A 24,515-nucleotide genomic window follows, 5' to 3' on the forward strand; every position below is an offset into this window, starting at 1 on the left:
TGCATATGCTCGCTACACGGTCCTAGACTCGAACCGCAAGGCAGTACAGGGGACTACCAGACAGCCGTAGGGTGAACCAGGACCCACATTTCCCGGTCACCAGCTCATCCGCGGCGTGGCGTCAGGGGCGTTCGAATGAACCAGCCATTGGACCTCGGCCGGCTCGGAATCATTGACAGAAACCGGACCGAGCGCAATGTCTATTCGCGGGAAACCGCAACACGTTTCGTAATCGATGCGGTCGAGTCCACCGGCGCGGCAACACGTGACGATTTCGATGTCGACCGGATCGTCAGCACCGCGCACGCGATGGTGAACGATTGGAATTTCAGGTCGTTGCAGCCAGAAGCCTTCTGGCGCATCGCATCCAGCTGCATCAAGCAGTAACTAGAGATATAAGCAGTACGCAGTCGACGACGGGGCCGCCGGGCGATGCCGACGGTCCCGTCGTCGACTTCGCTTCTCCGTTGGGCCCGGACGAACTCCCCTGCGCCCGGACATATTCGGATATTCCGGGCGAAAAGCCCGGAATATCCATGCCCGAATTCGGCTATTTCAGTCTGGCCGCTTCTTCGGCCATCAGACGCCGCGACCGGTCCGGCGGCTCGGCCTGCACGCTGAGCCGGTCCATCACCTGGCGGTACATCTCCAGATCCTGTTGCCGGTCCAGATAGAGCGAGCTGGTCAGCTGCTCGAGGTACACGATGTCGGGCAATTCCGGTTCCGCGAAGCGCAGCATGGTGAACGAACTGCCCGCCGCCGCATTACCACCCGCGGCATACGGCAGCACCTGGATCGTCACATTCGGCCAGGACGACATCTCGACCAGACGCTCCAGCTGAGCTCGCAGCACCTCGGCCCCGCCGACCGGCCGGTGCAGCACCGACTCGTCGATGACCGCCCACAGCGTGGGTCCGCCGGAGCGATCCAGGATCTCCTGCCGACGCCGCCGCAACTCGACCCGCCGGGTGGTCTCCACGCTCTCGTGCCCGAGCGCGATGACCGCGCGGGTGTACTCCTCGGTCTGCAACAACCCGGGAACCAGTTGTCCCTCGAAGGTTCTGATCGACTTGGCCGCGTGTTCGAGACCGAGATAGGTCTCGAACCACGGCGGCAACAAGTCGCTGTATCGATGCCACCATCCGGGTTGGTTGGCATTGCGGACGAGTTCGAGCAACGTCTCGCGCTCTTCGGCGTCGTTCACACCGTAGAGAGTGAGCAGATCCCGGATGTCACGTTCCTTGAATCCCGTGCGGCCCAGCTCGAGTCGGCTGATCTTGGCGTGCGAGCCGCGAATCTCCTCACCCGCCGCCTCGCGCGTGATACCGGCCTGTTCTCGAAGTTTGCGGAGCTGCCCGCCGACCGCGATCCGTAATGCCGTCGGACCACGATCGGCGGCAAGCGATTCCACACGACCGAAACGACCGGGTTCTGCGACCATGTTGTGATCCACTCCGATGCTCGACGACCAACGGCAGCGCAGGCCGCAACAACCCCGGTCGCAGGCCACACCGCGCCGAGACAATGTTACAGCTGATCAAGCCAGATCGTCGAATTCCCCACTCTTGGCTCCGCGCAGGAATGCGTCGATCTCCGGCCGGGTGTAGACCAGTACGGCCCCCTCCGGATCGCGCGAGTTGCGCACGGCGACCAGACCGTTGGCCATATCGGCAACTTCCACACAGTTGCCGCTGGGGTTGCTGAAGGTGCTCTTGCGCCAGGCGAGGTCGGACGTGCGCCCCATGCCTGCGGCTGTGCTCTCGGCCATTTCTGTCTCCTCCGACTAGACAATTCCGAACGTACCGCCCGTGGCGGCCTGCCGGTGCTTGCAGATGTTCGCGCAAATGTTCTTGCAAATGAACCGACGTTCTGACGATAGCACGCCGGTTGCCTCGGATCGAGGGTTCGCTCGATCGAAACAACAAGGGCGGCAAGAGGTTTGATCTTGACATGTCAATAGCCGATCAGCTGCGGAAATATCGCAGATAGCGACCGGTCGGTCGGTTAAATGCGTCCGAATACGTGAGATCCCACAAGGTTCGTGGCGCAGAAACGCCGTCTCACGACAGTGCAGATGTTCTTGCATCTGCACTGTACGGAGTCCTAAACTCATTCGGGACGACATGGCCGGACTACGCCGGAGGGTTGGGCCCCCGCGCCAATATCGCCACCGCAATGCACGAGCGAGCGAACGGCCAGAGGCGTCCCATGACATATGTGATTCAGCAGCAAGACACCCGCGAGCACGCCGGGAGCGTGGCGCCGCCGGGCGAATGCGGTGTGGAGCCACGGGATCTGACCTATCGGCGCGCCCGCGCCATCCTGCACGCGCACGACCGGCACGTCGGCTGCCGCCAGTGGATCGCCGCGGCCGCCTATCTGTCCGCCGGCCTGGACGACGAGTAGTCGTCAAGTCCGGTAGACCGAAAGCCGGTCCGCGGCAGGGCATCCCGGTGCGAATTGCCCATTGCTGCGTCCTACCATGGAATATGACGCATCATTCGCACTCGCCTCGCGGAACGAGGGCACCATGATCCTCACGGCCGTACACGAATTGGTTCTCGCCCAGGTCTCGAATCCGACGCCACAGGCGCCGCCCCTGGCGGGCAAATTCATGCAGCTGCTGCACTACTGCACCTGGTTCGCGCTACTGTCCGGCACCGGCGCGATCATCTTCGCCGGCGGCCGCTTCGCCTGGGAGAAATGGGGCGGCGGGCCGCTCGAATCGCCGAAGATGGTGGCCGGGGCGCTGATCGGCGGCGTCGTCGCGACCAGTGCGGGCACGCTGATGAATTCGGTGCTGGGGTCCTAGTTCCCGGCCGTACCGATACAGTCGGTGCCGTCCGGTCGAGCAGAGGATGGGAGTGGCACGGTGGCAGGTCGGCGCACCGACACCCGCGACCGGATCCGCGCGGTCGCCATGGAGTTGTTCTCCGCGCAGGGCTACGACCAGACCTCCGTACGCGAGATCGCCGAGCGGCTCGCGATCACCAAGGCCGCGGTGTACTACCACTTTCCGGCCAAGGAGGACATCGTCGTCAGCCTGGCCGACGATCTGCGCGAGGGGGTCGAACAGATCCTCGCCTGGGCCGCGACCCAACCGCCCGGCCGCGCCACCGGCCGGGAGATACTGCGGCGCTACGGAACCGTGCTGCACGACACCGGGCGTGAGATGACCCGATTCATGTACGAGAACCAGGCCGCGTTCCGGCGGCTCGGCGTGGGCTCGGCGCTGCGGTACCAGTTCCGGCTGGTCGCCGACGCGATCACCGGACCCGCCCGCGATCCGCTGGCGATCTTCCATGCGCGCCAGGCACTGCTGGCGATCTCCTGGAGCGTGGGCATGATGGGCGATGTCGAGCTGACCGACGAGCAGTGCCGCGCCGCCGCGGTCGCACTCGCCCTGGACATCTACGAGCGGGGCGCGAGCAACGCCTGAAACCGGTGCTCGCCAGCGGATTTCGAACTCACAGCAAACTGGTCGCGTGTCCGGTCACCGCGTGTTCGCACCCGTACCGCACAATGAACTCGCAGTCGCTCTTCGGTAAGACGCTCTTCGGCAAGAGGGAAGTTCATGTTCGCGCGTAAGACTCTGATGATCTCGCTGTTCGTACCGGTTCTCGTCGCCGGTTGCTCCACGCATACCGCGAAATCGGTTGCCCCGCTGGTCAAACCAGCCGACGCCAAGCTCTCGACCTCGGTACCGGTCGGCCCCGGACCGTCGGGAACCTATACGGTGCAGGCCCAACCCGCGCCCGGCACATGCCATTTCGGCAAGACCTCGGACGGGCAGCCGCTGCCCGATCCGAATTGCACTCCGGGCGCGACCAATCCGAAGGTCGCCGCCGACAACCTGGCCCAGACCATCTGTCACAGCGGCTACACCTCCTCGATCCGGCCACCGGCCAACATCACCGGCCGTGAGAAGGAGGCCAACGCGAAGTCGTACGACTACACCGGATCCATGCACGACGCCGAGTACGACCACCTGATCTCGCTCGAACTCGGCGGCGACCCGAACGATCCGCGCAACCTGTGGGTCGAGCCGCCCTCCCCCGGCCACAAGAACGGCGCCGGACCCAACAACCCGAAGGACGCCGTGGAGAACCAGCTGCATTCGCTGGTGTGCTCGGGCAAGGTCGCGCTCACCGACGCGCAGAGCGCCATCGCGGGTGACTGGACCACCGCACTGGCCAAGGTCGGGCATCCCAGCGGCAAGTGATCAGGCGCGGATCCCGGTCACCAGGCTGACCAGCGCGGGCACCAGGCCCTCGCGCGGATCCCGGTTCGGCACCGGACGGCCGTGTGCCCGAAGATAATCGGGCACATCGGTCCGTTCGGCCCGCCAGTGGTGCGCGGTGAGCCAGGCGGTGACCTCGCTGCGCGGTTCGTTGTAGATCAGCGCGGTCCACTGGCCGTTGCTGCCGGTCTCGGTCTCGTCGGGCATCTCCCCGATGGCCGCGGCCGCGTCCTCGGGGAGCGGATCCATCTGTTCCACGGCCACCCGGCTGCCCGGGACGCTCAGCGCGTCGATGGTGCCGAAAAGCTGTTCCTGCGCGTCGGCGGGGAGATAGATGAGCAAGCCCTCGACCAGCCACGCGGTCGGGCGGGCGGGATCGAATCCGCGCTCGCGCAACGCATCCGGCCAGTTCTCGCGCAGGTCGGCGGCCACCTCGCGGCGGTCGACGAGCGGTTTGTCGCCGTTGGCGGCCAGCGTCTCGCGCTTGAATTCCAGCACCTGCGGCCGGTCCAGTTCGTAGACGACGGTGTCCTCGGGCCAATGCAGCCGGTAGGCACGGGCGTCCAGGCCCGCGGCCAGGATCACCACCTGCCGGATGCCCGCGTCGATCGCGGCGGCGACGAAATCGTCGAAGTAGCGGGTGCGGGCGGCCTGGAATTCCTGGAAGCTGCGGCCGAATTCGGACTCGGCGAGGATCTCCGCGCCCGCGCCGTCGTCCAGCATCGCGGACCAGTCCGGGCCTGCCGCGCGCACGAAGACCTCGGCGAACGGATCCACGGCCAGGGCCGCGGGATCCCGGCCCGCCAGGGCGCGTGCCGCCGCGACGAACAACGCGGTGGATCCGACGCTGGTGGTGATGTCCCAGGAATCTCCCTCGGTGCGCATGATCACCACCGTACCGATCCGCGCGCGGCGCCGCCTACGCTCGATAAGTGCGCGCTACCAGCGCGGATCGTAGATACCACAGGCCCGAGGGCTGATTCGGGTCGAATCCGGTGAGCTGCCCGACGCGCTTGAGCCGGTAGTCGATCGTATTGGTGTGCACGTGCAGTCCGCGCGCGGTGCGGCCGCGGTTGAGGTTGTTCGCGATATGGCGTTGCAGGGTGGTCAGCAGGTCGGGGTGGTTCTCCAGCGGGTCCAGCAGCGAGCCGAGATATTCGCGGCCGGGGCCGGGGCGGGTGAGCTGGTATTCCAGCGCCAGATCGTCGAATCGGTAGAGCCCGTCGACGCAGTCGAGCCGGTGCACGATGTCGAGCAGTTCGTGGGCGCGGTCCGCGCCGTCGGGGATCTCGGCGGCCTTCGCGCGCACCGCGGTCGCCCGGATCGGCACCTGCGCGGCGGTCGACAGGCAGGTCAGCAGTTCGTCGAGTTGGGCGCTGTCCAGGGCGTTCTCGGGGATCAGCACGGTGCCGCCGTCCACGCTCAGCAGCGAGAGCACCGATTCGCCGCAGCGCGTGGCCAATTCGGCCTGCACCCGGCGAAGTTTGCGGCGCGCCACCACCTTCGCGTCCACGCGCGGATTGCGTTCCTCGGGATGCGGCGGAATCGACAGGGCCAGAACGTGATACTCCGCCGCGATCTCGATGCCGCATTCGCGGGCCATGGTCGCGCTGGAATGTCCGCCCAGCAGTGCGGAGGTCAGCGTGTGCACCGCGGTGTGGTGTTCGCTCACCACCGCGCGGTACTCCTTGACGTAGGCCACCGACACCGTCGAGGTCAGCGTGCTCAGGATCTCCAGCATGCGCCGCGCGGTGGCCAGCACGCTGTCGTAGTCCGCGGCGGTGGCCTGGGCGAAGACCAGATCGAAGCCGATCCGGAAACCCTCGTAGACCGCGCGGTGGATGGTGTCGATCGGAATGCCCTCGCGGGCCCATTCGGCGGCCGCGGCCTGCACCCGCTCGGTCTTCGCGGCGATATCGCCGCCGTCGAGCATGCTGGTGGTCATCTCCACGCACAGCCGGGTGATGGTGGCGACGTCGCCGTGCAGCACATCGTCCGGCAGGGTGCCGCAGGGGGCGACATTGGCGATGAAGTGATCGACCATCTGCCGGGACAGACTCCAGACGTCCTGCAGCGGCTGGGAGACCGGACGTCCGGAGACGGTCAGATCGACGGCCGAGGGTGTGACGGTCATGGTGGCTCCTTCCGCGCCCGCGGTAATCGCGCACCGATTACAGTATCGGGCAACACTTCTCGTCAGCACACACAAGCCGGGGCGCTGTCGCCCGAGTGCATTCGCCCATATCGGATCTGTGATGGGTCACAATCGACGTACGCGTCATCCTGCGATACACGGATCGGACCCGATACACGTATACACATACGGAAGTGACTGAAAGTTAGCTCAATACTCGTTTCTGCCGACCCCACCGCCGCGGCCGCCCTACAATAGTGATTCGCCGAACCTCCCGGGCCGATACTGCCGGGATCCGTCCGGTTCCTGCGAGAATATTTATCCCACCCCATCCTGCCGGTTTCCCAACAGCAACCGCTCCCGCTTAGGCTGGCTCATCGTGGTTTCACCGATCGATGTCGCGAAGCGATTAGTGCTCGGGCGCCCGTTCCGCAGTGATCGACTCGGTGAGACGCTGCTGTCCAAGCGCATCGCCCTGCCGATCTTCGCGAGCGACGCCCTGTCCTCGGTCGCCTACGCGACGCAGGAGATCCTGCTCATCCTCACCCTCGGCGGTGTGGTCTATCTGCATCTGGCCTGGTGGGTGTCCGCCGCGGTGGCGGTGCTGCTGGCGGTGGTGGCGCTGTCCTACCGGCAGGTCGTGCAGGCGTACCCGTCCGGCGGCGGATCCTACGAGGTGGCCGCGGAGAACCTCGGTCCGACCGCGGGACTCGTGGTCGCGGCGGCGTCGCTGGTCGACTACATCATGACCGTCGCGGTGTCGGTGGCCTCGGGCGTGGACAACATCATCTCCGCGCTGCCGGACCTGAATCCGTATCGCGTGGCGATCAACATCGGCTTCATCGCCCTGCTGACCGCGATGAATCTGCGCGGCGTGCGGGAATCCGGGCGCACCTTCGCGATCCCGGTCTACGGATTCGTCGTCGGCGTGCTCATCATGACCGTGGTCGGGCTGGGACAGGTCGTCGCCGGGCACGCGCCGGTCGCCGAGAGCGCGCACTATCAGATCCGGCCCGAACAGATCGGGTTGTCCTCGGCCGCGCTGGCGTTCCTGCTGCTGCGCGCGTTCTCCTCCGGCTGCACCGCGCTGACCGGGGCCGAGGCCATCTCCAACGGCGTGCCGGCGTTCCGCAAACCGAAGGCGCTCAACGCCGCTCGCACCATGACCGCGATGGGCGGGCTGGCCATCGCGCTGTTCGCCGGGGTGACGACGCTGGCGATGATCTCGCACACCCGGGTCACCGAGAACACCTGCGATATCACCAACTTCCCCGGCAACTGCAACACCGACGCACAGAAGACGGTCATCGCGCAGATCTCCGCGGCGGTGTTCGGCGGGCACAGCGTCGCGTTCTACTACCTGATGGTGACCACCGCCCTGATCCTGATCCTGGCGGCCAACACCGCGTACAACGGCTTCCCGCTGTTGAATTCGATTCTGGCGCAGCGCCGCTACATGCCGCGGCAGCTGCACACGCGCGGGGATCGGCTGGCGTTCTCCAACGGCATCATCCTGCTGGCGGTCGTCGCGGGTGTGCTGATCTACGCCTTCCACGGGTCGACCACGCGGCTGATCCAGCTGTACATCGTGGGGGTGTTCACCTCGTTCACGCTGTGCCAGGCCGGGATGGTGCGGCACTGGAACCGGGAACTGCGCACCGCCGAGACCTCCGCCGACCGCGCGCGCATCCATCGCGGGCGGATCATCAACGCGTTCGGATCCTGTTTCACCGGCGTGGTGCTGATCGTGGTGATGGTCACCAAGTTCACGCACGGCGCGTATCTGGTGGTGTTCGCGATTCCGGTGCTGGTGGCGATCATGGCGGGTATCCATCGGCACTATTCGCGGGTGCGCGCCGAACTCGACGTCGATCCGGACGAGCTCGAGACGCTGCCGGGGCGCGTGCAGGCGATCGTGCTGGTTTCCAGCTGGCACAAGGCGACTCGGCGCGCGGTGCAGTTCGCCCGCGCCACCCGGCCCGACACCCTCACCGCGATCTCGGTGAACGTGGACGACTCCGACACCCGCCAGCTCGCGCGGGACTGGGAGCAGGCCGGGGTGCCGATCCCGCTGAAGGTGGTGGAATCGCCGTATCGCGAAATCACCCGGCCCATCATCGAATACATCAAGCGGGTGCGGACCTCGCGCCCGCGCGACGTGGTCGCGATCTACATCCCCGAGTACGTGGTGGGGCGCTGGTGGGAGAACCTGCTGCACAACCAGAGTTCGCTGCGGCTCAAGGCGCGGCTGCTGTTCGTACCCGGCGTGATGGTGACCAGCGTGCCGTATCAGCTGCGGTCGTCGCGGGCGCGGTCGCCGGAACGAATTCAGCACAGCCCCGGGGAGATCCGTCGCGGTATCACCGGACCACGGTGAGGCACAACCAATCCGCGAGCAGGCCGATCAGCAGGTAGAGCACCGCGCACATCCGCAACCAGCGGGTGATCGCCTGCAATCGTCGCTGCCGGTCCCACAGTGCGCGGTGGGTGTGTGCGGGCGCCGCCGGATCGTCGGCTCGCTGCGCGGCCTCACGGGCCCAGGTCTCGGTGAAGAAGGAGGAGAACAAGATCGCGGTCGCTATCGCGACGACGAGTACCCCCCAGATCATGACTCCTTTAAAGCACGGACCGCGGCGCCGGACAAGTGTCATTGGTCCCATTCGTCGTCTTCGCCCGCTCCGCACCGCGGCTCCCGGCGATCGAGTCGCGCGCCCGGCCGCTACAGTGCTCAGCAATCGACTCTTCGACGAGAGCAGCGGATGCGCGAATCACAGCTGGTTGCCAATGACGCGGCCTTCTTCTATCTGGCCAGGTCCGGGCGGTCGACCGACTGGCCGATGTGGTGGGTGTTCGACAGTGGCGAGAGCCCGGCGCCGACCGGCGAACAGGTCACCGCGTACTTCGGTGCGCGGGCGGCGGCGTTGGAACCGTTGCGGCGTCGGATCGTCGAGGCGCCGGGCGGGCTGACGCACCCGTTCTGGGTGGCCGACGACAGCCCGGTCGAGAGTCATGTCGTCACACATCCCGAGGGGCTGGACTGGGCCGGGTGCCAGGACGCGATGGCGCGGGTGCTGACCGAGCCGCTGGACGCGCGGGTGCGCGCGTGGCGGTTGCACGTGTTCCCGGGGGTGCGGGGTATCGAGGCGCTGACCGGTGCGGGCACCGTGGTGATGATGCACACCAGTCATGCGCTGCTGGCGGGTCCGGCGATGACGTCGCTGGGTGAGGCGTTGTTCGGGGCCGAGGCCGCGCCGGTGCGGATCGACGGGCAGCCGGGCGTCACGCAGCGGCCGCCGCTGTGGCCCGCGGCGATCGCCGATGCGGTCCGGATTCCCTGGCGCACAGTGCGATTCCTTTCCGGGGCGCGGGAGCTGAGCCGGCGGGTGGTACCCGAGGGGGAGGCCGATTGGTCGATCCTGGCCGCGCGGACCCGGACGGTGTTGAACCAGCGGATCGGACCGGATCGCGCGATGCGCACCATCCCGCTGGATCTCGCGTCGGTGCGGACCCCCGGGGTCACCATCACCTCCGTCGGGTTGGCGGCGATATCGCTTGCGCTGCAACGGTATTTCGAGAAGCACTCGCTGCCGTGCCCGGAGGATCTGTCGGCCTTCGTCACGATCGCGATCCCGGACGTCGAGGTGCTCGGGGTGAACCGGATCGGCGCGGATGTGGTGGATCTGCATCCCGGCGAGGCCGATACCGCCGCGCGTGCCCGGGCGGTGGACGCCACGCTGCGGGAGCGTCGCGGTTCGGCCTCGAGTCCTCGGGAGCTGGACCGGTTGCGGTTGATCGATCGGCTGCCCAGTCGCAGTTACCGGGCGAAGTTCGGGACCCTGCCGCCCGCCGATCCGCCGCCGCTCGCGCCCGCGCACACGATTCTGACGAGCATTCGTTGCGATTCGGATGTCGCGTTGACGTTGCTGGACAGCCGATTCCGCTTCGCGGGCATGTTGCCGCCGGTGTATCCGGACATCGCGCTGGCGCACTCCTTCGTCGGCGCGGGCGAGGTGTTCGCGGTCTCGGTGGCCTGCGATCCGGCGATCGTCACCGATCCGGACGTCTACTGCGATATGTTGCGGAATGCGTTCGCGGAGTTGACAACCCGGGCCTGAGCGGTGCACGGTGCGCCGGGTAGCCGGAACGCACTGTGCGCCACAGGTTTTCACCCGTCGATGCGGTGCCCCGCCTGCGCCAGTACATCTTTGGCCTCGACGAGCCGATGTTCGGGAACCAGCACCAGATCCGCGTGATACGTGGAGATCACGAAGACCGGCACACCCGCCTCGGCCAGCGGCCCGACAACCGCCGCGGGCATACTCGTGTCCCGCCCGTGCTTGGCCGGATCACCGTACAGACCGATCCAGGTCTCCCCCTCGGCCCACGGCGGGGCATCGCGAACCACGGTCAACCCCTCCGGCGCCCGCACCAGCGCGATCCACTCGTCATCCTCGGGAAACGTTGCCTCCCCGAGGTATTCGACCGCGAACCGGGACGGGACCACATGCAGCCGCTGGACACTCATCGGGCCATCCTAAGCCGCCGCCTCCCACCCGCAGGCTCCCAGGTGCAGGCCCGGCCCCTGGACATGTCGATGGCGTGGACGACACTGGAATGCACATGGTCCGGCGATTCACAGGCCGAGGAGGTGCGCGAACATGGTCGACGACGTCGAGAAGCGCTGGCACGATCCGGGCATGTACCGGCATGCGGCCGGATACTGCGTGGGCGTGCTGATCGTCGCGGGACTGCTGTTCCTGGCGGTCGACGAATGGGCCGGCCGCCGGGAGACCTGTGCGCAGTCACCGCGAACCTTCTGTGACGGCACCTCACAGGCGGCGATTCTCGGCGGTCCCGGCCTGGTGCTGGTCATCGGCACGGTCGGTGCGTTCGTCACCACGTACCGCGTCTGGCGGCAGCGTCGCGCCTGGCCCATCTGGCAGGGCGCGGGCTGGTTCTTGATGGTGGTGACCCTCGCGTATCTGTCGATCGGCACCGGCAGTGTCATGAGCTGAGGGCGGTTGCCGCCCCATCCCCGGGCGATGACGCGACGATCGACACGGCAAGGGCCGCCGATTCACGGGAGGAATCGGCGGCCCCGGGTCGAAATGCTCAGGCGTTCACCGGGTCTCGGCGCTTCACCAGGGCATTCACCAGCGGGTATCCGGCGCAGACCAGTACGGTCCACACCACGCCGACGACGATCGCCGTGCGGCCGCTGTCGGTGAAGAACAGCAGCACCACGACCAGTCCCAGGAAGGCAAGGGCCGCAACGGTACTCACCGGCGCGGCGGGCAGGCGGTAGTCCGAGGCCGGGAGCTCTCCGCGCCGGACGCGGGCGCGATACACCATGTGGCACACCAGGATCACACCCCACACCACGATGATGCCGATGGTGCTGACCGAGGTGATGTAGGCGAACGCCTTGTCCGGCGAGATCAGGTTGACGATCACGCCGATCACCATGGCCGCCGCCGAGGCGATGATGCCCGCGTACGGGACCTGCCGACTGCTCAGCGCGCCCAGCCCGCGCGGCGCCTCACCGTGCTGCGCGAGGCTGCGCAGCATCCGGCCGGTGGAGTAGATGCCCGAGTTGCACGAGGACAGCGCCGCGGTCAGCAGCACGAAGTTGATCAGACCGGCCGCGCCCGGGATGCCGACCTGCGCGAAGACCTCCACGAACGGGCTGGCCCCGGAATGGAAACTGGTCCAGCTCAGCACCGACATGATGATCACCAGCGCGCCCACGTAGAACAGCCCGATACGCAGCGGCAGCGTGTTGATGGCCTTGCGCAGCGTCTTGCGGGGTTCGCGGGCCTCTCCCGCGGTCACACCCACCAATTCCACACCGACGTAAGCGAATACGACGATCTGCAACGCCAGCAACGCCTGCCACGGCCCGTTCGGGAAGACCCCGCCTTGGGACCACAGATTCGTCACGGACGGATGCGGCGCGTGCCCGAATCCGATGACCAGCACGCCGATTCCGATCACGATCATCGCCATGATCGCGAAGATCTTGATCGCCGAGAACCAGAACTCACCCTCGCCGAACACCTTCACCGAGATCAGGTTGGCGATGAACAGCACGGCCAGCACCACCAGCGCGGTCGCCCACTGCGGCACCGCGAACCAGTAGTTCACGTACTTTCCGGCGACGGTGATCTCGGCCATGCAGGTGCTCACCCACACGGCCCAATACGTCCATCCCGTCACGAATCCCGCGAAGCGCCCGAGGAATTCGTGCGCGTACTCCGCGAAACTGCCCGAGACGGGACGGTAGGTCAGTAACTCCCCCAATGCTCGCATGATCACGAAGATCGCCACACCGGCCACCAGGTAGCACAGGATCAGCGCCGGACCGGCCTGTTCGATGGCGCCACCCGCGCCCCAGAACAGGCCGGTGCCGATGGCACCGCCGATCGCGATCATCTGTACGGTGCGGGGATTCAGCCCCCGCTTGTAGCCTTCTTCCTCGTCCACGGGTTCCGCGGTCGCCGTGCCCGACGCCGCACTCCGGTCCATCGTCATGCGACGAACGTACCGGGCGAGTGTTCGACTCGCAGCACGCCGTATCGGGGGTTGCATCGCGGCACACCCGGGCAACCACCTGGTTCACTCCGGAACGGGACGAGGTGGCACAGCCCATAACAACTACCGATTGCATTCGGAACAGTTGTACGTTCACAATGCTTGTGTGCCTACAACTGTTGAGCGATTGACCACGCGCGGCAAGACCATCGTGCTGGCGACGTGCTGCCTGAGCCTGTTGATCTCGTCGATGGACGCGACCATCGTCAACGTCGCGCTCCCGTCCATCCGCGGCGCCATGCACGCGCCGATGTCGCAGCTGCAATGGATCGTCGACATCTACACCCTGACCCTGGCCAGCCTGCTGATCCTGTCGGGCGCGACCGCCGACCGGTGGGGTCGCAAACGCATCTTCCGGATCGGGCTGACCATCTTCACGATCAGTTCCCTGCTGTGCAGCCTCGCGCCGAGCGTCGACATGCTGATCGCCGCGCGATTCGTGCAGGCCATCGGCGGTTCGATGCTCAGCCCGGCGGCGATGTCCATCCTCACCGCGGTATTCACCGACCGCGTCGAACGCGCCCGCGCCGTCGGCATCTGGGGCGCGGTGGTCGGTATTTCCAACGCGCTGGGCCCGATCGTGGGCGGGGTGCTGATCGATACGCTGGGCTGGCGGTCGGTGTTCTGGATCAACCTGCCGATCTGCGCGGTCGCGCTGGTGCTCACCACGCTGTTCGTGCCCGAGTCCAAGGCGTCCCGGGCACGCGGCATCGACCCGATCGGGCAGCTCCTGGCCATCGCGGCGATGTTCACGCTGGTGTTCGGGCTGATCGAGCACGAACCGCTGATCTTCCTGCTCACCGCGATCGCGGTGGCCGCGTTCTGCTACGTCGAGTGGCGGCATCACTCGCCGTTCATCGATCTGCGTTTCTTCCGCAGTTTCCCCTTCGCCTCGGCGACCGTGATCGCGGTGTGCACCTTCGCCTGCCTGGGCGCGTTCCTGTTCAGCGCGTCGCTGTATCTGCAAGGGACCCGGCACTATTCGGCCGTGCACACCGGACTGCTGTATCTGCCGATGGCAGTCGGGATGCTGGTCTGCTCGCCGCTGTCGGGGCGGCTGGTGGGGCGGTACGGCACCCGGCCCTCGCTGATCCTCGCGGGCAGCCTGCTGGCGGTCGCCGCGCTCGCGCTGACCACGTTGCGGGCCGATACGCCGGTGTGGGCGCTGATCGCGATGTTCGCGGTGTTCGGCATCGGATTCGGCTGCGCCAACGCGCCGATCACCACCGCCGCGGTGAGCGGCATGCCGCTGGATCAGGCCGGTGCGGCCGCCGCGGTGGCCTCCACCAGCCGCCAGATCGGCGTCAGCCTGGGGGTCGCCTTGTGTGGCCTGCTGACCGGTGCGAGTCTGTGGTGGGTCCTGACCGTCCTCGCGGTCGGAGTCGTCGTGCTGGGCGTCTGCGCCAGCACCGGCTGGGCCCGGCGCTCCCAGGAGGGTGTCGCCTACCTGCTGGAACAGAAGGTGCCCGCGCATGCCGGATGACATCCCGACGCCCGACGAGGTGTGGCGGCTGCTGCAACACGTCGTCGGGAGCCGCGACAAGTGGAAGCGGGCAATCACCGAGCGCACGGGACTGCCGTTCAGCCGGATCCGAATCCTGCGTCAACTCCGCGGCGGGCCGATGACGCTCAAGGAACTCGCCGCCGCCGCGGCCATGGACGCGCCCGCGGCCACGGTCGGCATCAACGATCTCGAGGAGCGCGGGCTGGTGCTGCGTTCGGTGGATCCGGCCAACCGGCGCACCAAGGTCGTGTCCATCACCGCACTCGGCGTCGCGGTGGTGGCCGATGCCCTCAGCACCCACGATCCGGCGCCGGAACCGGTTGTCGCACTGTCGGAATCGGAACTGCGCGCGCTGCGCGACCTGCTGCGCAAGATCGATCGCTGAGCCCATCCACAGCAGATCCTCGAGTGCGAGCGCTCGCGCACCGGCGGGCCAGCGCCATAGGGTTGTGCCCCATGACCCCCTTGCAGCAGTACATGGCCGAGGAGATCGCGACCGATCACGCGGACGGCATCCTGGACCGTCGCGAGGCCCTGCGCCGACTGGGCATGATGGGGCTCGGGGCCGCCGCGGCCTCGGCGCTGCTGGCCGCGTGCTCGTCGAATCAGACTGACAGCCAAGCGCATTCGAGTTCGTCGACACCCGCGGCCGCTCCGGTATCGGGTCCGCCCGGGGCGGCGGGTGCGCTCGTCTCCAGCGCGGTGACCTTCGCGGGGCCGGAGGGACGCACCTTGCGGGCCGCCTGGTCGGCGGCGAAGAACCCGCGCGGGGGTGTGCTGGTGATCCACGAGAACACCGGGCTCACCGATTTCATCCGCTCGGTCACGGGACGTTTCGCGGGGATCGGGTACAGCGCGCTCGCGGTCGACCTGCTGTCCGAAGAAGGCGGTACCGCAACGTTTTCCGAGCCCGCCGCCGCCACCGCGGCCCTGAGTAAGATTCCGCAGGACCGGTTCGTCGCGGATCTACAGGCCGGTGTCACCGAACTCGCGCGGCGGGTGCCGGACAAGAAGCTCGGCGTGACCGGATTCTGCTTCGGCGGCGGGCTGACGTGGATGCTACTCACCGCGGGCACCCCGAATATCGCCGCGGCCACGCCGTTCTACGGGCCCTTCCCGGCCGGTGGGGATCTGTCCCGATCCAAGGCGGCGGTGCTGGCGATCTACGGGTCGCTCGATGCCCGGGTCGGGGCGACGCGTCCGGCCGCGGAGGCCGCCTTGCAGCAGGCGGGTCTACCGCACGAAACCTTCATCGCGCAGGGTGCGGACCACGCCTTCTTCAACGACACCGGGGCGCGGTACAACGCCGCCGGTGCCGCGGAGGCGTGGCGGCGAGTGGGCGATTGGTACGGGCGTTATCTGGGCTGAGTTCCGGCGGCGTCGAGGATCTCGCGAACGATGGTGTCCACGTCGCGGGTGGCCTCGAAGGTGCGGCCGTACTCCTGGGCGGAGAGCGGTTGCAGGGTGGCCAGTTGCGAGTCGAGCAGTTCCACGTGCATGAAATGTCCTGTGCGCGTTGTCATCCGACGGATCAACTCGGCGCGCGGGACGTCCAGGGCGGCAAAGTACAGGCCGGGTACCGCCGCGCGGAGGCGATCGCGGTACTCGTGTTTGAGCGCCGAACAACTGACCACCGCGCCGCGTTCGCCCTGCTCGGCGAGCCACTGGCCCACCGCGTCGAGCCAGGGCAGGCGGTCGGCGTCGTCCAGGGGGATACCGGCCGACATCTTGGCGATATTCGCCGCGGGATGCAGGTCGTCGCCGTCGGCGTAGGGCGCGCCGAGTTCGCTCGCCAACCGCCGGCCGACCGTGGTCTTGCCGGAACCGGACACCCCCATGACCGCGATCACCGGACGCGCTGTGCTCATGTGGGCGACCATAACCATGCCCGACCCGGCGGTCCCGCCCGACCCGGCGTGTACGGCGAAACGGACACCTCGATTAGGCTCGGGTCGTGGCGCAGGAGAAGACTCCGGAGTGGGCGGCCGACAAGGGGTCCGGCTTCGAACTGGGTACCGACGGACCGCGCGTGATCATGGCCGGTGTGGACGGGACCGAGGCGTCCTGGCGCGCCGCCGCCTATGCCGGTGGCCTGGCCAGACGCCAGAACGCGCTGCTGGCACTGGTTTACGTGCAGCCGTACCTGGCGATGTCCGGGGTGTACGGCGCGGATGTGCAGGGCGCGACCGCCGAAGTCGCCGACGATCTGGCCCGCGAGATCTCCGAACACGCCGAACGGGTCAAGAACGTCTACACCACGCGCTGGAAGTTCTTCACCCGGCGCGGCGACCCCTACACCGGATTGGCCCAGGCCGCCGACGAACTCAAGGCCGACGCGGTGATCGTCGGGGCGTCGGAGAAGGCCGGGCATCGGCTCATCGGATCGGTGGCGGTCCGGCTGGTCAAGGCCGGGCGCTGGCCGGTCACCGTGGTGCCCTGAGCGCGCTCAGAGGCGGGTCAGTTCGAACAGCCGGAAAGGGCGTTCGGGGACCATGCCCTGTTCCATCGAGTAGCCGGGCCACCGATCGGTCGCGCGTTCCCAGGCCCGATCCCGCGCAGTGCCGGTCAGCCGACGCACCCGCACCTTGAAACGTTCTCCGCGACTGTGGATCTCGGCGTAGTCGGCGGCGGCGAGGTTCGCGGACCACGAAGGATGTTGCGGCCGACCCCAATTGGAGCCGACCAGCAGGAAATTGTCCTGCCCGTCGGGGACGTACAGCAGCGAAACCGTGCGCGGCACACCGGATTTGCGGCCCAGTACGGTGAGTTCCATGGACGGCAGCCCGGCCACGTCCAGGACTCCGTGCCGGCCCCGGCTGATCCGGCGGACCAGGCGTTCGAGCACGACGATGAACGGCGCGACGCGCATCACCGTGCGGCGACGGCCCAGCATGCGCCCCACTGCGGGTAACGGGTTCCTCAGCACGCGATTCACCGTATCCCTCCGTCATGTCGCAGCAATTTCGCAGGGTGTAACGGGCTGTTGGCCCCGGTTATTCCGCGACGGGCTCCGCCGCCGGTCGCACGACGCCACCGCGCACGTCCGAATCCCGGCTCGGACCAGGACAGGTCTTGGCAGGCAACGGGATTCGGCCGTGCACGATCGGCCTACGGATGACCTGTGTCACATACGATGCGATCAGGTCATGCCGAACGAGCTCGATGCCGCAGGCCGATCACACGATGGTGAATTCCGCTGACGTGCCGGTGAATCGGGTGTTGTGGCCCGCGACGTCGCGGTGGTCGCCGGTGTAGTGGATGCGGTAGCGGCCCGGGTGCGTTCCGGACGGGACGGTCCACTGGATGCGCACGATCGAGGCGGCGGGCTGGCCGTCCGGACGCCGCCAATGCAGTTCGGTGCACCAGTCGTTGTCGTCCTGAACGCGTTGCCAGTCCGTGCCGTTCACGCGCTGGACCTCGAAATACGTTCCGCCGATGTGGAAGTCGTTGTTCGGGTGCGCGCCGCAGAATTCGGCCGTGATGGTCTGTCCCGCAACGCCATCGGCCGGTTGGGTGAGGACGTCGCCGTAGGCGTGACCGGCGACGGGGACGTCCGGCGGGACCGGCGGCAGCAGATTCGGTTGGAGTCCGGAGGTCCAGTCCAGCGGCGCGGGCCCGCGGCCGAGGTCGGTGCGCGCGGCCAACGCCCGGGCCAGGCGGTCGAATTCCTGCATGTAGGCCGGGAGCGTCCAGCGGCCGAACTGGGTTTCCCCGCCCTCGTACTGCTGCGAGACGTACTCCTCGGGCGTGGTCACGTACTGGCTGTAGCCGTTGGCGTAGCCCTGCATGAGCACATGTTCGAGCGGCACGCCGAGCGCGTGCGCGACCAACCGCCGGATCCGCAGACCGGCCACGACCGTATATTCCGCTGGGCCGCAAGCCAATACCAGATCACCGATGCGCATGATCTGGAGCATCAGCACCTGCGGATTCCACGGCCGGGGCGGCAGGATGCCCAGCGGCGCGGCGATCAGCTTGGGGGCCTGCGCATCTCGCATCCACTGCTCGATCGGGGCGTCGATACCGCCGAGCGCGGCGACCATCGGATTGGCGTCGCCCTCCTGGAGGAAGGACAGCTGGCTGTTCCAGTTGTCCTCCTCACTGGTGGCCATGGCCGAGGCGCCCATCATCGCCGGTGCGGTGCGGGCGGGTTTGCCGTCGGGGGTGTAGGAGCCGTCGACGGCGATGTCGGCCATGTTCACGTAGTGCGCGACCGCGTCCACGCCGCCGCGATTCATGGCGCGGGCCGACGCGAAAGCCGCACGCCCGGCCCGATATTGGCGTTCGCCGATGATCGTGCAGTTGAGCCGGTTGTTCTCGGTCGGCCCGGACGGGTGCATCGGGATGCAGTTCAGATTGGGCGTCATATCGCCCGTGTTGGTCTGCGCGAAGGCCGCGAGGAAACGCGGCTGCCCGTCGCCGTGCCGCACCCCCATCTCGTCGTGTTCCCAGCGGTAGCTGGCGTAGCCCTTGTTGTCGGTGGAGATGAGCGTGTTGCGGTCGGTCAACGAGGTGCCGTGGGTGGCGAACCAGGTGATCGCGCCGACGTCCCGGCCGCCCTGCCGCAGCCGCAGCACCGTGATCGCGGGGTCGATGGCGTTGGGGAACACGGCCTTGTCGGGTGCCGGATCGAGTTCGAACGCGACCCGGGAGCGGTTGGCGCTGGCGTCGTGCAGTTCGCCGTGTCCGAGCATGATCGTCCCGGGCGTGAGCCGCTCGTGCGCCTGCGCGATGGCGGCGACGATCCCGTTCACCTCGGCCTCGAACGAATTCTGTTGAAACCCGTATGCGGCAAGGGAATACGCGTATTCGCGGGCGGTGCCGCCGCACGAATTGTGGTTGTGGGTGGCGTTGATGTTGACATTGCGTTCGGTGTACAGATTGCCGTAGCGCATCGCCAGCCGCCGCATCACCTCGAGGTGCACCGATTGGAACAGGCACGCGTTATCCGTGGTGACGAAGACGATCCGATCTCCGGCCGCCCGGTCCGCGATGACGTACGCGCGCGCCCAGCAGCGCGAGAGCAGTCCGGTGGCGACCTGATCGGCCTCGGAATAGCCCATCATGCCCTGACCCGCGGGCGCGCCGGTGATATCGCCGATCCCGCAGCCGATCAGATATCCCTGACCGTCGGCCCGGTGCCGTAACGGTTGTGCGCCAGCGGAATTCGCGGACATACCGGCGGCCACGGCACCGGCGGCCGTGCCCGCCAATACCGATCGACGCGAAACCGTCACCGAGAGGCTCCTTCGTGTCCTGACGCGCGGACGTGACACCCGACTCGTCCGGGCGGCACTGTGTTCCACACCATGGCGTATCACTGTTCGGCGCAGCGTACTGGTCAATTGTCCAGTACGCCAGCCCGCAGCTACATCTTCGAGCAAACACCCCGGTCAGGCCGTTAGGCGCACCGGAAATCGGCCCCATTACGGAGATGGCGAACGCCCGGCGAGATCGGATGGGTGATCTCGCCGGGCGTTCGCCCAGCGGTGCCGAAAGGGGCGCCGCCGATTCGTCGGGGGCAGGCTCAGATATTGCCCGCGTAGCTGGCCGCACTGCCGAGGATGCCCGCGGCCGCGCTGCCGGTGGCACAGAGTCCGCTGATGAGGAGAGCGAGAAGCATGGTGGACCTTTCGATTATCCGGAGATATCCGATATCCGGAGATATTCGAAAAGTACAGCCGCACAAGAGGAGTGACAATGCTTCACACCCCATTCTGCCCGAACTCCGGGCCAACTGACAGGGAGTTCCCAGCAATTCCGAATTCCGGGCGTTTCGCGTGCTCAGCCGATCCGGGCGGTCAGCGGGAGATCGGTCACCGAAGTACCCACGTGCAGGGTGAACGCGCCCGGCTCGACGGCCCATTGCCGCCCGGTCCAGTGTTCGAACGCGCGGTCCGGCAGGGGGATCTCGACCCGACGCGACTCCCCCGGCTCGGCGGTGATCGTGGCGAAGGCGGCGAGCCAGCGCACCGGGCGGTCGATCACGCTCTGCTCCCGTGACAGATACGCCTGCGCGACATACTTGCCGGGCCGGTCTCCGGTATTGCGGACGGTGAGGGTCGCGGTGTGGCCGGACACCTCGAGATCGCTCGGCTCCCAGGTCGTGTAGCCCAGGCCGTGGCCGAACGGATACGCGGGCTCGACACCGGTCCGCAGCCAGGCGCGGTAACCGATGTGCACACCCTCGGCGTAGGTCAGCGTGCCGTCGGCGGCGGGGGTGGTGTCCAGGACCGGGACGTCGGACATCGTCACCGGCCAGGTGGTGGGCAGGCGGCCGCCCGGTTCGCGCGCGCCGGTCAGCACGTCGGCCAGCGCGGTGCCGAACTCCTGTCCCGGGAACCAGGACAGCAGTACCGCGGCGACGTCATCGCGCCACGGCATCTCCACGGGCGCACCGGAATTCACCACCACGACCGTGCGCGGATTCACCGCCGCGACGGCCGCGACCAGATCGTCCTGCCGTCCGGGCAGGCGCAGCGTGGCGCGGTCCGCGCCCTCGCTCTCGATCTGCTCGGTGGTGCCGACCACGACGATCGCGACCCGCGCGGTGCGGGCAGCCTCCACTGCGGCCGCGGACTCCGCGTCCTCGGTGCGACGCGGCGGGGTCGCACCGAGTGTCACCCCCAGGAAGACGCCCAGGCCCGGCATGGAGATCAGATTCTCGATGGTGATCCGGATGTCGATCTCCTGCCCGGCGCGCAGGGTCCGGGTGACCGTGCGTTGCGGCGGATGCAGCAGTGCCGCAACGGGATCCGCGCCCGACATGGCCAGTTCCCCCGCATCAGCGAGCTCACCGTCCAGTTCGAGCCGGACCCGTCCCATCGCGCCCACACCGATCCACCACTCGCCGTCCGCGTCGGCGCGCAGGCGGGTGCGCAGTTCGATCGCGGTGGCGCGTTCGGCGGTCGCGTCGCCGAACAGGACCAGGCTGCCGGTGGCGCGGTGCTGGCGGCCGATCTCCTCGCCGTCGGCGAGATAGCGCAGCGCGAGTCCGGGGGTGCCGGTGTCGGGATCGGTGATCAAATCCGTTGCCACAGCGGTCAATTCATCCGACAGCCAGACGCCGGGGGTGTGCGTGACCGGGAGGACCGCGCTCAGCCCGGTCAGCGGAGTGGTGGTGTGCGCGGGGATCACGGTCGCGCTGCCGCCGCCCATGAATCGTGGCGCGGCCGCGCCGGGGCCCAGCAGCGCGACAGGCTGGTCCGCACGCAATGGCAGCACACCGTCGTTGCGCACCAACACCATTGCGTCGGCGGCGGCGCGACGGACCAGTTCTCCCGCCTTTTCATCGCTGAATTCCGGTGTGGGACTCGGTGTTCCGTCCAGCGCGCCGACTCGCGTGGCGAAACGCAGTATGCGCCTGACCTTCTCGTCGATCGCGGCCTCGGGAATCTCGCCCGCGCGCACGGCGTCCAGCAGCTTCGCACCCCAGAGTTCCGACGGGCCGGGCATACACAGATCGGTGCCCGCCGCCGCGCCCTCGGTGGAACGTACCGCAGTCCAGTCCGAGACGACCACGCCATCGAAACCCCAAGCGCCCTCGAGTGGTTCGTCCAACAGCGGATTCTCGGTCATGGTGACGCCGTTCACTGAGTTGTAGGCGGCCATCACCATCCACGCACCCGCCGCCACACTGCGTTCGAACGGATACAGGTACAGCTCACGCAACGCGCGATCGTCCACCCGCACATCCACCGTGAACCGGTCGGTCTCCGCGTCATTGGCCACATAGTGTTTCGGGCAGGCCGACACACCGTGCGCCTGCACCGCCCGCACATACGCCGCGGCCATCTCCCCGCTCAACATCGGATCCTCGGAGAAACACTCGAAATGCCTGCCGCCCAACGGAGATCGGTGCAGATTGACGGTCGGCCCGAGTACCGCGTACACATCCTTGGCCCGCGCCTGCGCGGCGATCAACGCCCCGATCTCGCCGAGCAGCTCCCGATCCCAGGTCGCCGCGAGCGCCGTGCCCGAGGGCAGGCTCACCGACGGCTCCCGCTCGTCCCAGTTCTCCCCGCGCACCCCCGAGGGTCCATCCGAGACCGGCATCTCGGCCAGCCCGATCCCCGCATCCCCCGCCATCCGGAACATCCCCGCCCCCGAGATCAGCCGCACCTTGGCCGCCGTATCCAGCTTCGCCAGCAGTTCCTCGATCCGCGCCGCCATACCCGAACCCCGTTCCTCGTCGACGTGAGAGCCCTCGCCGACGCTACCCGACAGACCACTCGGTCCGACGCGGAAGCGCACGTCACCCGCCTGGCGCGAGGCGCCACACCGACCGGACCGCACCTGTGCGAGGTACCCCTGTCGGCCGATCGGCAATTCCGGATCCGATCGTCCCGATGGGTCAACGCAATACCGGGCGGCCGAAGCTTGACCTTCGGGTAACCCGAAGCTCCATGATGGCCGCGTGAACGAATCGGAATTCGAAGACGGGCCGGACGAGCTCGTCACGATCGGGGTACTGGCCCGGGTGAGTGGGCTCACCGCGACCGCGCTGCGGTTCTACGACGACTGCGGGTTGTTGCCGCCCGCGCGCGTGGACGGATCCAGCGGGTATCGGTATTACACGCGGGACCAGCGGGAACGGGCGGTGACGATCCGGCGGTTGCGGGAGATCGGGATGTCGCTCGATGCCGTGGCCGCGGTGCTGACCGGTGGCGTCGAGGTCGGCGGGCGGTTGCTGGACGAGCATGTCGCGGAACTCGAACGCCGGGCGCACGAGGCCGCGGCCGCCGCCGAGGCCATCAAGTACACGCTGCGGGCCGAAGCCGATCCGTATCTGGTCGCGGTCGGCGGGAAGGAGTTCGCCGAGGCGATCGGGCAGGTGCGGTCGGCGGCCGCGCGGGACGACGCGATCGCGGTGCTGACCGGGATTCTGATCGAGGCCGATGCGGATTCGGTGGTGTTGACCGCGACGGATCGTTATCGGCTGACCACGCGCTCGCTCGTCCCGATCCACGCGGCGGCGCGGCCCTGGTCGCTGGTCGTCGCGGCCGACGATCTCACCGCACCACTCACGCGGTTGCGCACACAGGATCGGATCCTGCTCTCCTCGGCCACCGATGCTCTGATCCTGACCGGAGACGAACAAATCCGTTGTCCCGCAATCGAAGAGCCGTATCCCGACTACCGCCGCATGCTTGCCGAACTGACCTCCGCCCGCACCCGGGTGGTCGTGGATCGCGATCTCCTCCTCGATGCCACCGAGGCCGCCGGGACACAGATCCTGCACTGCGCGATCGAGACCGACTCGATCCGCACAGCACCCCTGCCCGACGGCCCGGAACGCCGAATTCCCGCTGCCGTCAACGGAATCCGAACCACACTGGCCTTCGATCCGGCCACCCTGTCCCCCGCCCTGCGCAGTGCGGTCGGCCCCGAGATAATGCTCGATATCGCCGCTCCGGACCAACCGGTAGTCATCCGCTCGGCCGCCGCCGGGGATCTCACCACCCTGGCCATGCCCACCCGCACGACAACCACCCGGGAGGACCGCCCGTGAACACCACCGACGACACCATGACCGCGATCACCGTCGCCGTCCAGCACGGCCACGAGGGCGATCCGGACACCGCGCGCCGGGAACTCCTGCACCTGTGGGACGCGATGGGCCCGCTCGGCGATCCCCTGCACCGCTGCACCCTCGCGCACTACCTCGCCGACCTCTACGACGACGCCGCACAGTCGTTGATCTGGGATATCCGCGCACTCGACGCGGCCGCCGCACTCACCGACGAACGCGCCCGGCGACACCACCCGGCCCTGCGCGTACGCGGCTTCTACCCGTCCCTGCATCTGAATCTCGCCGACAACCTGCGCCGCCTCGGCTCCTTCGACGCCGCGGATCAGCACCTGGACGCCGCCCGCGAATATTTCGACGCGCTCGGCCCGGACGCCTACGGCGAGGGCATCCGCTCGGCCGCGGACGAGGTCGCCGCAGCGGTGCGCGCCCGCTCCACCGCACGCCGGGACAGCGCGCCCGACGGTCGCTCGTAAGTCCCCATATCGAGCCATCTGCACAGCTGTACGAACCAAAA

The 24,515-nt window shown here is 67.8% G+C and carries 25 protein-coding genes; 14 read left to right on the forward strand and 11 right to left on the reverse strand.

Going from position 1 to position 24,515, the window contains the following annotated elements; genetic code table 11:
* Positions 1 to 135: 135 nt before the first annotated feature.
* Positions 136 to 387: a hypothetical protein gene (locus NRB20_RS02620; RefSeq protein ID WP_153407514.1), complete on the forward strand. Its 252-nt coding sequence runs from the start codon at positions 136 to 138 to the stop codon at positions 385 to 387.
* Between the two features lie 163 nt (positions 388 to 550).
* On the opposite strand, the gene NRB20_RS02625 is transcribed toward NRB20_RS02620, so the two are convergent.
* Positions 551 to 1,441, reverse strand: a complete 891-nt coding sequence (locus NRB20_RS02625) for a helix-turn-helix domain-containing protein (RefSeq protein ID WP_153407515.1) — start codon at positions 1,439 to 1,441, stop codon at positions 551 to 553.
* Between the two features lie 96 nt (positions 1,442 to 1,537).
* Positions 1,538 to 1,768 (reverse strand): DUF397 domain-containing protein, encoded by a 231-nt coding sequence (locus tag NRB20_RS02630; RefSeq protein WP_227833113.1) that lies wholly within the window; start codon positions 1,766 to 1,768, stop codon positions 1,538 to 1,540.
* A gap of 440 nt (positions 1,769 to 2,208) precedes the next feature.
* On the opposite strand from NRB20_RS02630, the gene NRB20_RS02635 reads away from it, so the two are divergent.
* The 4 genes from NRB20_RS02635 to NRB20_RS02650 all read left to right on the forward strand — a co-directional run bounded on the left by NRB20_RS02635 (position 2,209) and on the right by NRB20_RS02650 (position 4,222).
* A complete protein-coding gene (locus NRB20_RS02635) occupies positions 2,209 to 2,406 on the forward strand; it encodes a hypothetical protein (RefSeq protein ID WP_153407516.1) in 198 nt (65 codons plus the stop codon).
* 124 nt (positions 2,407 to 2,530) lie between these two features.
* On the forward strand, positions 2,531 to 2,812 hold the full coding sequence (locus NRB20_RS02640) for a hypothetical protein (RefSeq protein ID WP_153407517.1): 282 nt from the start codon (positions 2,531 to 2,533) through the stop codon (positions 2,810 to 2,812).
* 60 nt (positions 2,813 to 2,872) lie between these two features.
* Positions 2,873 to 3,439 (forward strand): TetR/AcrR family transcriptional regulator, encoded by a 567-nt coding sequence (locus NRB20_RS02645; protein WP_153407518.1) that lies wholly within the window; start codon positions 2,873 to 2,875, stop codon positions 3,437 to 3,439.
* 135 nt (positions 3,440 to 3,574) lie between these two features.
* Positions 3,575 to 4,222, forward strand: a complete 648-nt coding sequence (locus NRB20_RS02650; RefSeq protein ID WP_153407519.1) for a hypothetical protein — start codon at positions 3,575 to 3,577, stop codon at positions 4,220 to 4,222.
* Here the strand turns inward: NRB20_RS02650 and NRB20_RS02655 are convergent, their stop codons facing one another.
* Positions 4,223 to 5,125 (reverse strand): class I SAM-dependent methyltransferase, encoded by a 903-nt coding sequence (locus NRB20_RS02655; protein WP_153407520.1) that lies wholly within the window; start codon positions 5,123 to 5,125, stop codon positions 4,223 to 4,225.
* Between the two features lie 34 nt (positions 5,126 to 5,159).
* A complete protein-coding gene (locus tag NRB20_RS02660) occupies positions 5,160 to 6,374 on the reverse strand; it encodes a PucR family transcriptional regulator (RefSeq protein ID WP_153407521.1) in 1,215 nt (404 codons plus the stop codon).
* 379 nt (positions 6,375 to 6,753) lie between these two features.
* On the opposite strand from NRB20_RS02660, the gene NRB20_RS02665 reads away from it, so the two are divergent.
* Positions 6,754 to 8,751 (forward strand): APC family permease, encoded by a 1,998-nt coding sequence (locus NRB20_RS02665; RefSeq protein ID WP_319944359.1) that lies wholly within the window; start codon positions 6,754 to 6,756, stop codon positions 8,749 to 8,751.
* Here NRB20_RS02665 and NRB20_RS02670 read toward each other — a convergent pair.
* A complete protein-coding gene (locus tag NRB20_RS02670) occupies positions 8,735 to 8,983 on the reverse strand; it encodes a hypothetical protein (RefSeq protein WP_153407523.1) in 249 nt (82 codons plus the stop codon). The two genes, NRB20_RS02665 and NRB20_RS02670, sit on opposite strands and share 17 nt — an antisense overlap.
* Positions 8,984 to 9,133: 150 nt before the next feature.
* On the opposite strand from NRB20_RS02670, the gene NRB20_RS02675 reads away from it, so the two are divergent.
* Positions 9,134 to 10,489, forward strand: a complete 1,356-nt coding sequence (locus NRB20_RS02675; RefSeq protein WP_153407524.1) for a wax ester/triacylglycerol synthase domain-containing protein — start codon at positions 9,134 to 9,136, stop codon at positions 10,487 to 10,489.
* Positions 10,490 to 10,539: 50 nt separating this feature from the next.
* Here the strand turns inward: NRB20_RS02675 and NRB20_RS02680 are convergent, their stop codons facing one another.
* Positions 10,540 to 10,899, reverse strand: coding sequence for an ACT domain-containing protein (locus NRB20_RS02680; protein ID WP_153407525.1), 360 nt, complete (start codon positions 10,897 to 10,899; stop codon positions 10,540 to 10,542).
* Between the two features lie 133 nt (positions 10,900 to 11,032).
* Here NRB20_RS02680 and NRB20_RS02685 point away from each other — a divergent pair, with 133 nt between their 5' ends.
* Positions 11,033 to 11,389, forward strand: coding sequence for a hypothetical protein (locus NRB20_RS02685; protein ID WP_153407526.1), 357 nt, complete (start codon positions 11,033 to 11,035; stop codon positions 11,387 to 11,389).
* Between the two features lie 97 nt (positions 11,390 to 11,486).
* Here NRB20_RS02685 and NRB20_RS02690 read toward each other — a convergent pair whose 3' ends face one another.
* Entirely contained in the window at positions 11,487 to 12,905 is a 1,419-nt protein-coding gene (locus NRB20_RS02690; protein WP_153407527.1) for an amino acid permease, read from the reverse strand.
* 166 nt (positions 12,906 to 13,071) lie between these two features.
* On the opposite strand from NRB20_RS02690, the gene NRB20_RS02695 reads away from it, so the two are divergent.
* From NRB20_RS02695 to NRB20_RS02705, 3 genes are all read left to right on the forward strand, one after another.
* Positions 13,072 to 14,448 carry an MFS transporter gene (locus tag NRB20_RS02695; protein ID WP_319944360.1) on the forward strand — a complete coding sequence of 459 codons (1,377 nt, stop codon included), beginning with the start codon at positions 13,072 to 13,074 and terminating at the stop codon, positions 14,446 to 14,448.
* Positions 14,438 to 14,854 (forward strand): MarR family winged helix-turn-helix transcriptional regulator, encoded by a 417-nt coding sequence (locus NRB20_RS02700; RefSeq protein WP_153407529.1) that lies wholly within the window; start codon positions 14,438 to 14,440, stop codon positions 14,852 to 14,854. The genes NRB20_RS02695 and NRB20_RS02700 overlap by 11 nt, the downstream gene beginning before the upstream one ends.
* A gap of 71 nt (positions 14,855 to 14,925) precedes the next feature.
* Positions 14,926 to 15,837 (forward strand): dienelactone hydrolase family protein, encoded by a 912-nt coding sequence (locus NRB20_RS02705; protein WP_153407530.1) that lies wholly within the window; start codon positions 14,926 to 14,928, stop codon positions 15,835 to 15,837.
* On the opposite strand, the gene NRB20_RS02710 is transcribed toward NRB20_RS02705, so the two are convergent.
* Positions 15,825 to 16,337, reverse strand: a complete 513-nt coding sequence (locus tag NRB20_RS02710) for a gluconokinase (protein ID WP_153407531.1) — start codon at positions 16,335 to 16,337, stop codon at positions 15,825 to 15,827. The genes NRB20_RS02705 and NRB20_RS02710 overlap by 13 nt on opposite strands.
* An 86-nt stretch (positions 16,338 to 16,423) precedes the next feature.
* Here NRB20_RS02710 and NRB20_RS02715 point away from each other — a divergent pair, with 86 nt between their 5' ends.
* On the forward strand, positions 16,424 to 16,909 hold the full coding sequence (locus NRB20_RS02715; protein WP_319944361.1) for a universal stress protein: 486 nt from the start codon (positions 16,424 to 16,426) through the stop codon (positions 16,907 to 16,909).
* A gap of 6 nt (positions 16,910 to 16,915) precedes the next feature.
* Here the strand turns inward: NRB20_RS02715 and NRB20_RS02720 are convergent, their stop codons facing one another.
* From NRB20_RS02720 to NRB20_RS02730, 3 genes are all read right to left on the reverse strand, one after another.
* Positions 16,916 to 17,395: a nitroreductase family deazaflavin-dependent oxidoreductase gene (locus NRB20_RS02720; RefSeq protein WP_319944362.1), complete on the reverse strand. Its 480-nt coding sequence runs from the start codon at positions 17,393 to 17,395 to the stop codon at positions 16,916 to 16,918.
* Between the two features lie 250 nt (positions 17,396 to 17,645).
* Positions 17,646 to 19,706, reverse strand: a complete 2,061-nt coding sequence (locus NRB20_RS02725) for a neutral/alkaline ceramidase (RefSeq protein WP_319944363.1) — start codon at positions 19,704 to 19,706, stop codon at positions 17,646 to 17,648.
* Between the two features lie 547 nt (positions 19,707 to 20,253).
* Complete coding sequence (locus NRB20_RS02730; protein WP_153407532.1) at positions 20,254 to 22,641, reverse strand: beta-glucosidase family protein; 2,388 nt, start codon at positions 22,639 to 22,641, stop codon at positions 20,254 to 20,256.
* A gap of 244 nt (positions 22,642 to 22,885) precedes the next feature.
* Between NRB20_RS02730 and NRB20_RS02735 the strand changes: the two genes are divergently transcribed.
* Positions 22,886 to 23,980 (forward strand): DNA polymerase III subunit beta family protein, encoded by a 1,095-nt coding sequence (locus NRB20_RS02735; protein WP_319944364.1) that lies wholly within the window; start codon positions 22,886 to 22,888, stop codon positions 23,978 to 23,980.
* Positions 23,977 to 24,474 (forward strand): BAR domain-containing protein, encoded by a 498-nt coding sequence (locus tag NRB20_RS02740; protein WP_319944365.1) that lies wholly within the window; start codon positions 23,977 to 23,979, stop codon positions 24,472 to 24,474. Before NRB20_RS02735 ends, NRB20_RS02740 begins: the two co-directional genes overlap by 4 nt.
* Positions 24,475 to 24,515: the final 41 nt, after the last annotated feature.

Origin of the sequence: Nocardia macrotermitis (assembly GCF_009604405.1) — a bacterium.
In the GTDB taxonomy this organism is placed as follows: Bacteria; Actinomycetota; Actinomycetes; order Mycobacteriales; family Mycobacteriaceae; genus Nocardia; species Nocardia macrotermitis.

Bases quoted from the DNA above. Each gene is read 5' to 3' on its own strand.
- NRB20_RS02640 (WP_153407517.1), top strand. From the start codon at position 2,531: ATGATCCTCACGGCCGTACACGAATTGGTTCTCGCCCAGGTCTCGAAT.
- NRB20_RS02630 (WP_227833113.1), bottom strand. From the start codon at position 1,768: ATGGCCGAGAGCACAGCCGCAGGCATGGGGCGCACGTCCGACCTCGCC.
- NRB20_RS02700 (WP_153407529.1), top strand. From the start codon at position 14,438: ATGCCGGATGACATCCCGACGCCCGACGAGGTGTGGCGGCTGCTGCAA.
- NRB20_RS02620 (WP_153407514.1), top strand. From the start codon at position 136: ATGAACCAGCCATTGGACCTCGGCCGGCTCGGAATCATTGACAGAAAC.
- NRB20_RS02685 (WP_153407526.1), top strand. From the start codon at position 11,033: ATGGTCGACGACGTCGAGAAGCGCTGGCACGATCCGGGCATGTACCGG.
- NRB20_RS02660 (WP_153407521.1), bottom strand. From the start codon at position 6,374: ATGACCGTCACACCCTCGGCCGTCGATCTGACCGTCTCCGGACGTCCG.
- NRB20_RS02730 (WP_153407532.1), bottom strand. From the start codon at position 22,641: ATGGCGGCGCGGATCGAGGAACTGCTGGCGAAGCTGGATACGGCGGCC.
- NRB20_RS02635 (WP_153407516.1), top strand. From the start codon at position 2,209: ATGACATATGTGATTCAGCAGCAAGACACCCGCGAGCACGCCGGGAGC.
- NRB20_RS02670 (WP_153407523.1), bottom strand. From the start codon at position 8,983: ATGATCTGGGGGGTACTCGTCGTCGCGATAGCGACCGCGATCTTGTTC.
- NRB20_RS02680 (WP_153407525.1), bottom strand. From the start codon at position 10,899: ATGAGTGTCCAGCGGCTGCATGTGGTCCCGTCCCGGTTCGCGGTCGAA.
- NRB20_RS02705 (WP_153407530.1), top strand. From the start codon at position 14,926: ATGACCCCCTTGCAGCAGTACATGGCCGAGGAGATCGCGACCGATCAC.
- NRB20_RS02655 (WP_153407520.1), bottom strand. From the start codon at position 5,125: ATGCGCACCGAGGGAGATTCCTGGGACATCACCACCAGCGTCGGATCC.
- NRB20_RS02625 (WP_153407515.1), bottom strand. From the start codon at position 1,441: ATGGTCGCAGAACCCGGTCGTTTCGGTCGTGTGGAATCGCTTGCCGCC.
- NRB20_RS02675 (WP_153407524.1), top strand. From the start codon at position 9,134: ATGCGCGAATCACAGCTGGTTGCCAATGACGCGGCCTTCTTCTATCTG.
- NRB20_RS02710 (WP_153407531.1), bottom strand. From the start codon at position 16,337: ATGAGCACAGCGCGTCCGGTGATCGCGGTCATGGGGGTGTCCGGTTCC.
- NRB20_RS02690 (WP_153407527.1), bottom strand. From the start codon at position 12,905: ATGACGATGGACCGGAGTGCGGCGTCGGGCACGGCGACCGCGGAACCC.
- NRB20_RS02650 (WP_153407519.1), top strand. From the start codon at position 3,575: ATGTTCGCGCGTAAGACTCTGATGATCTCGCTGTTCGTACCGGTTCTC.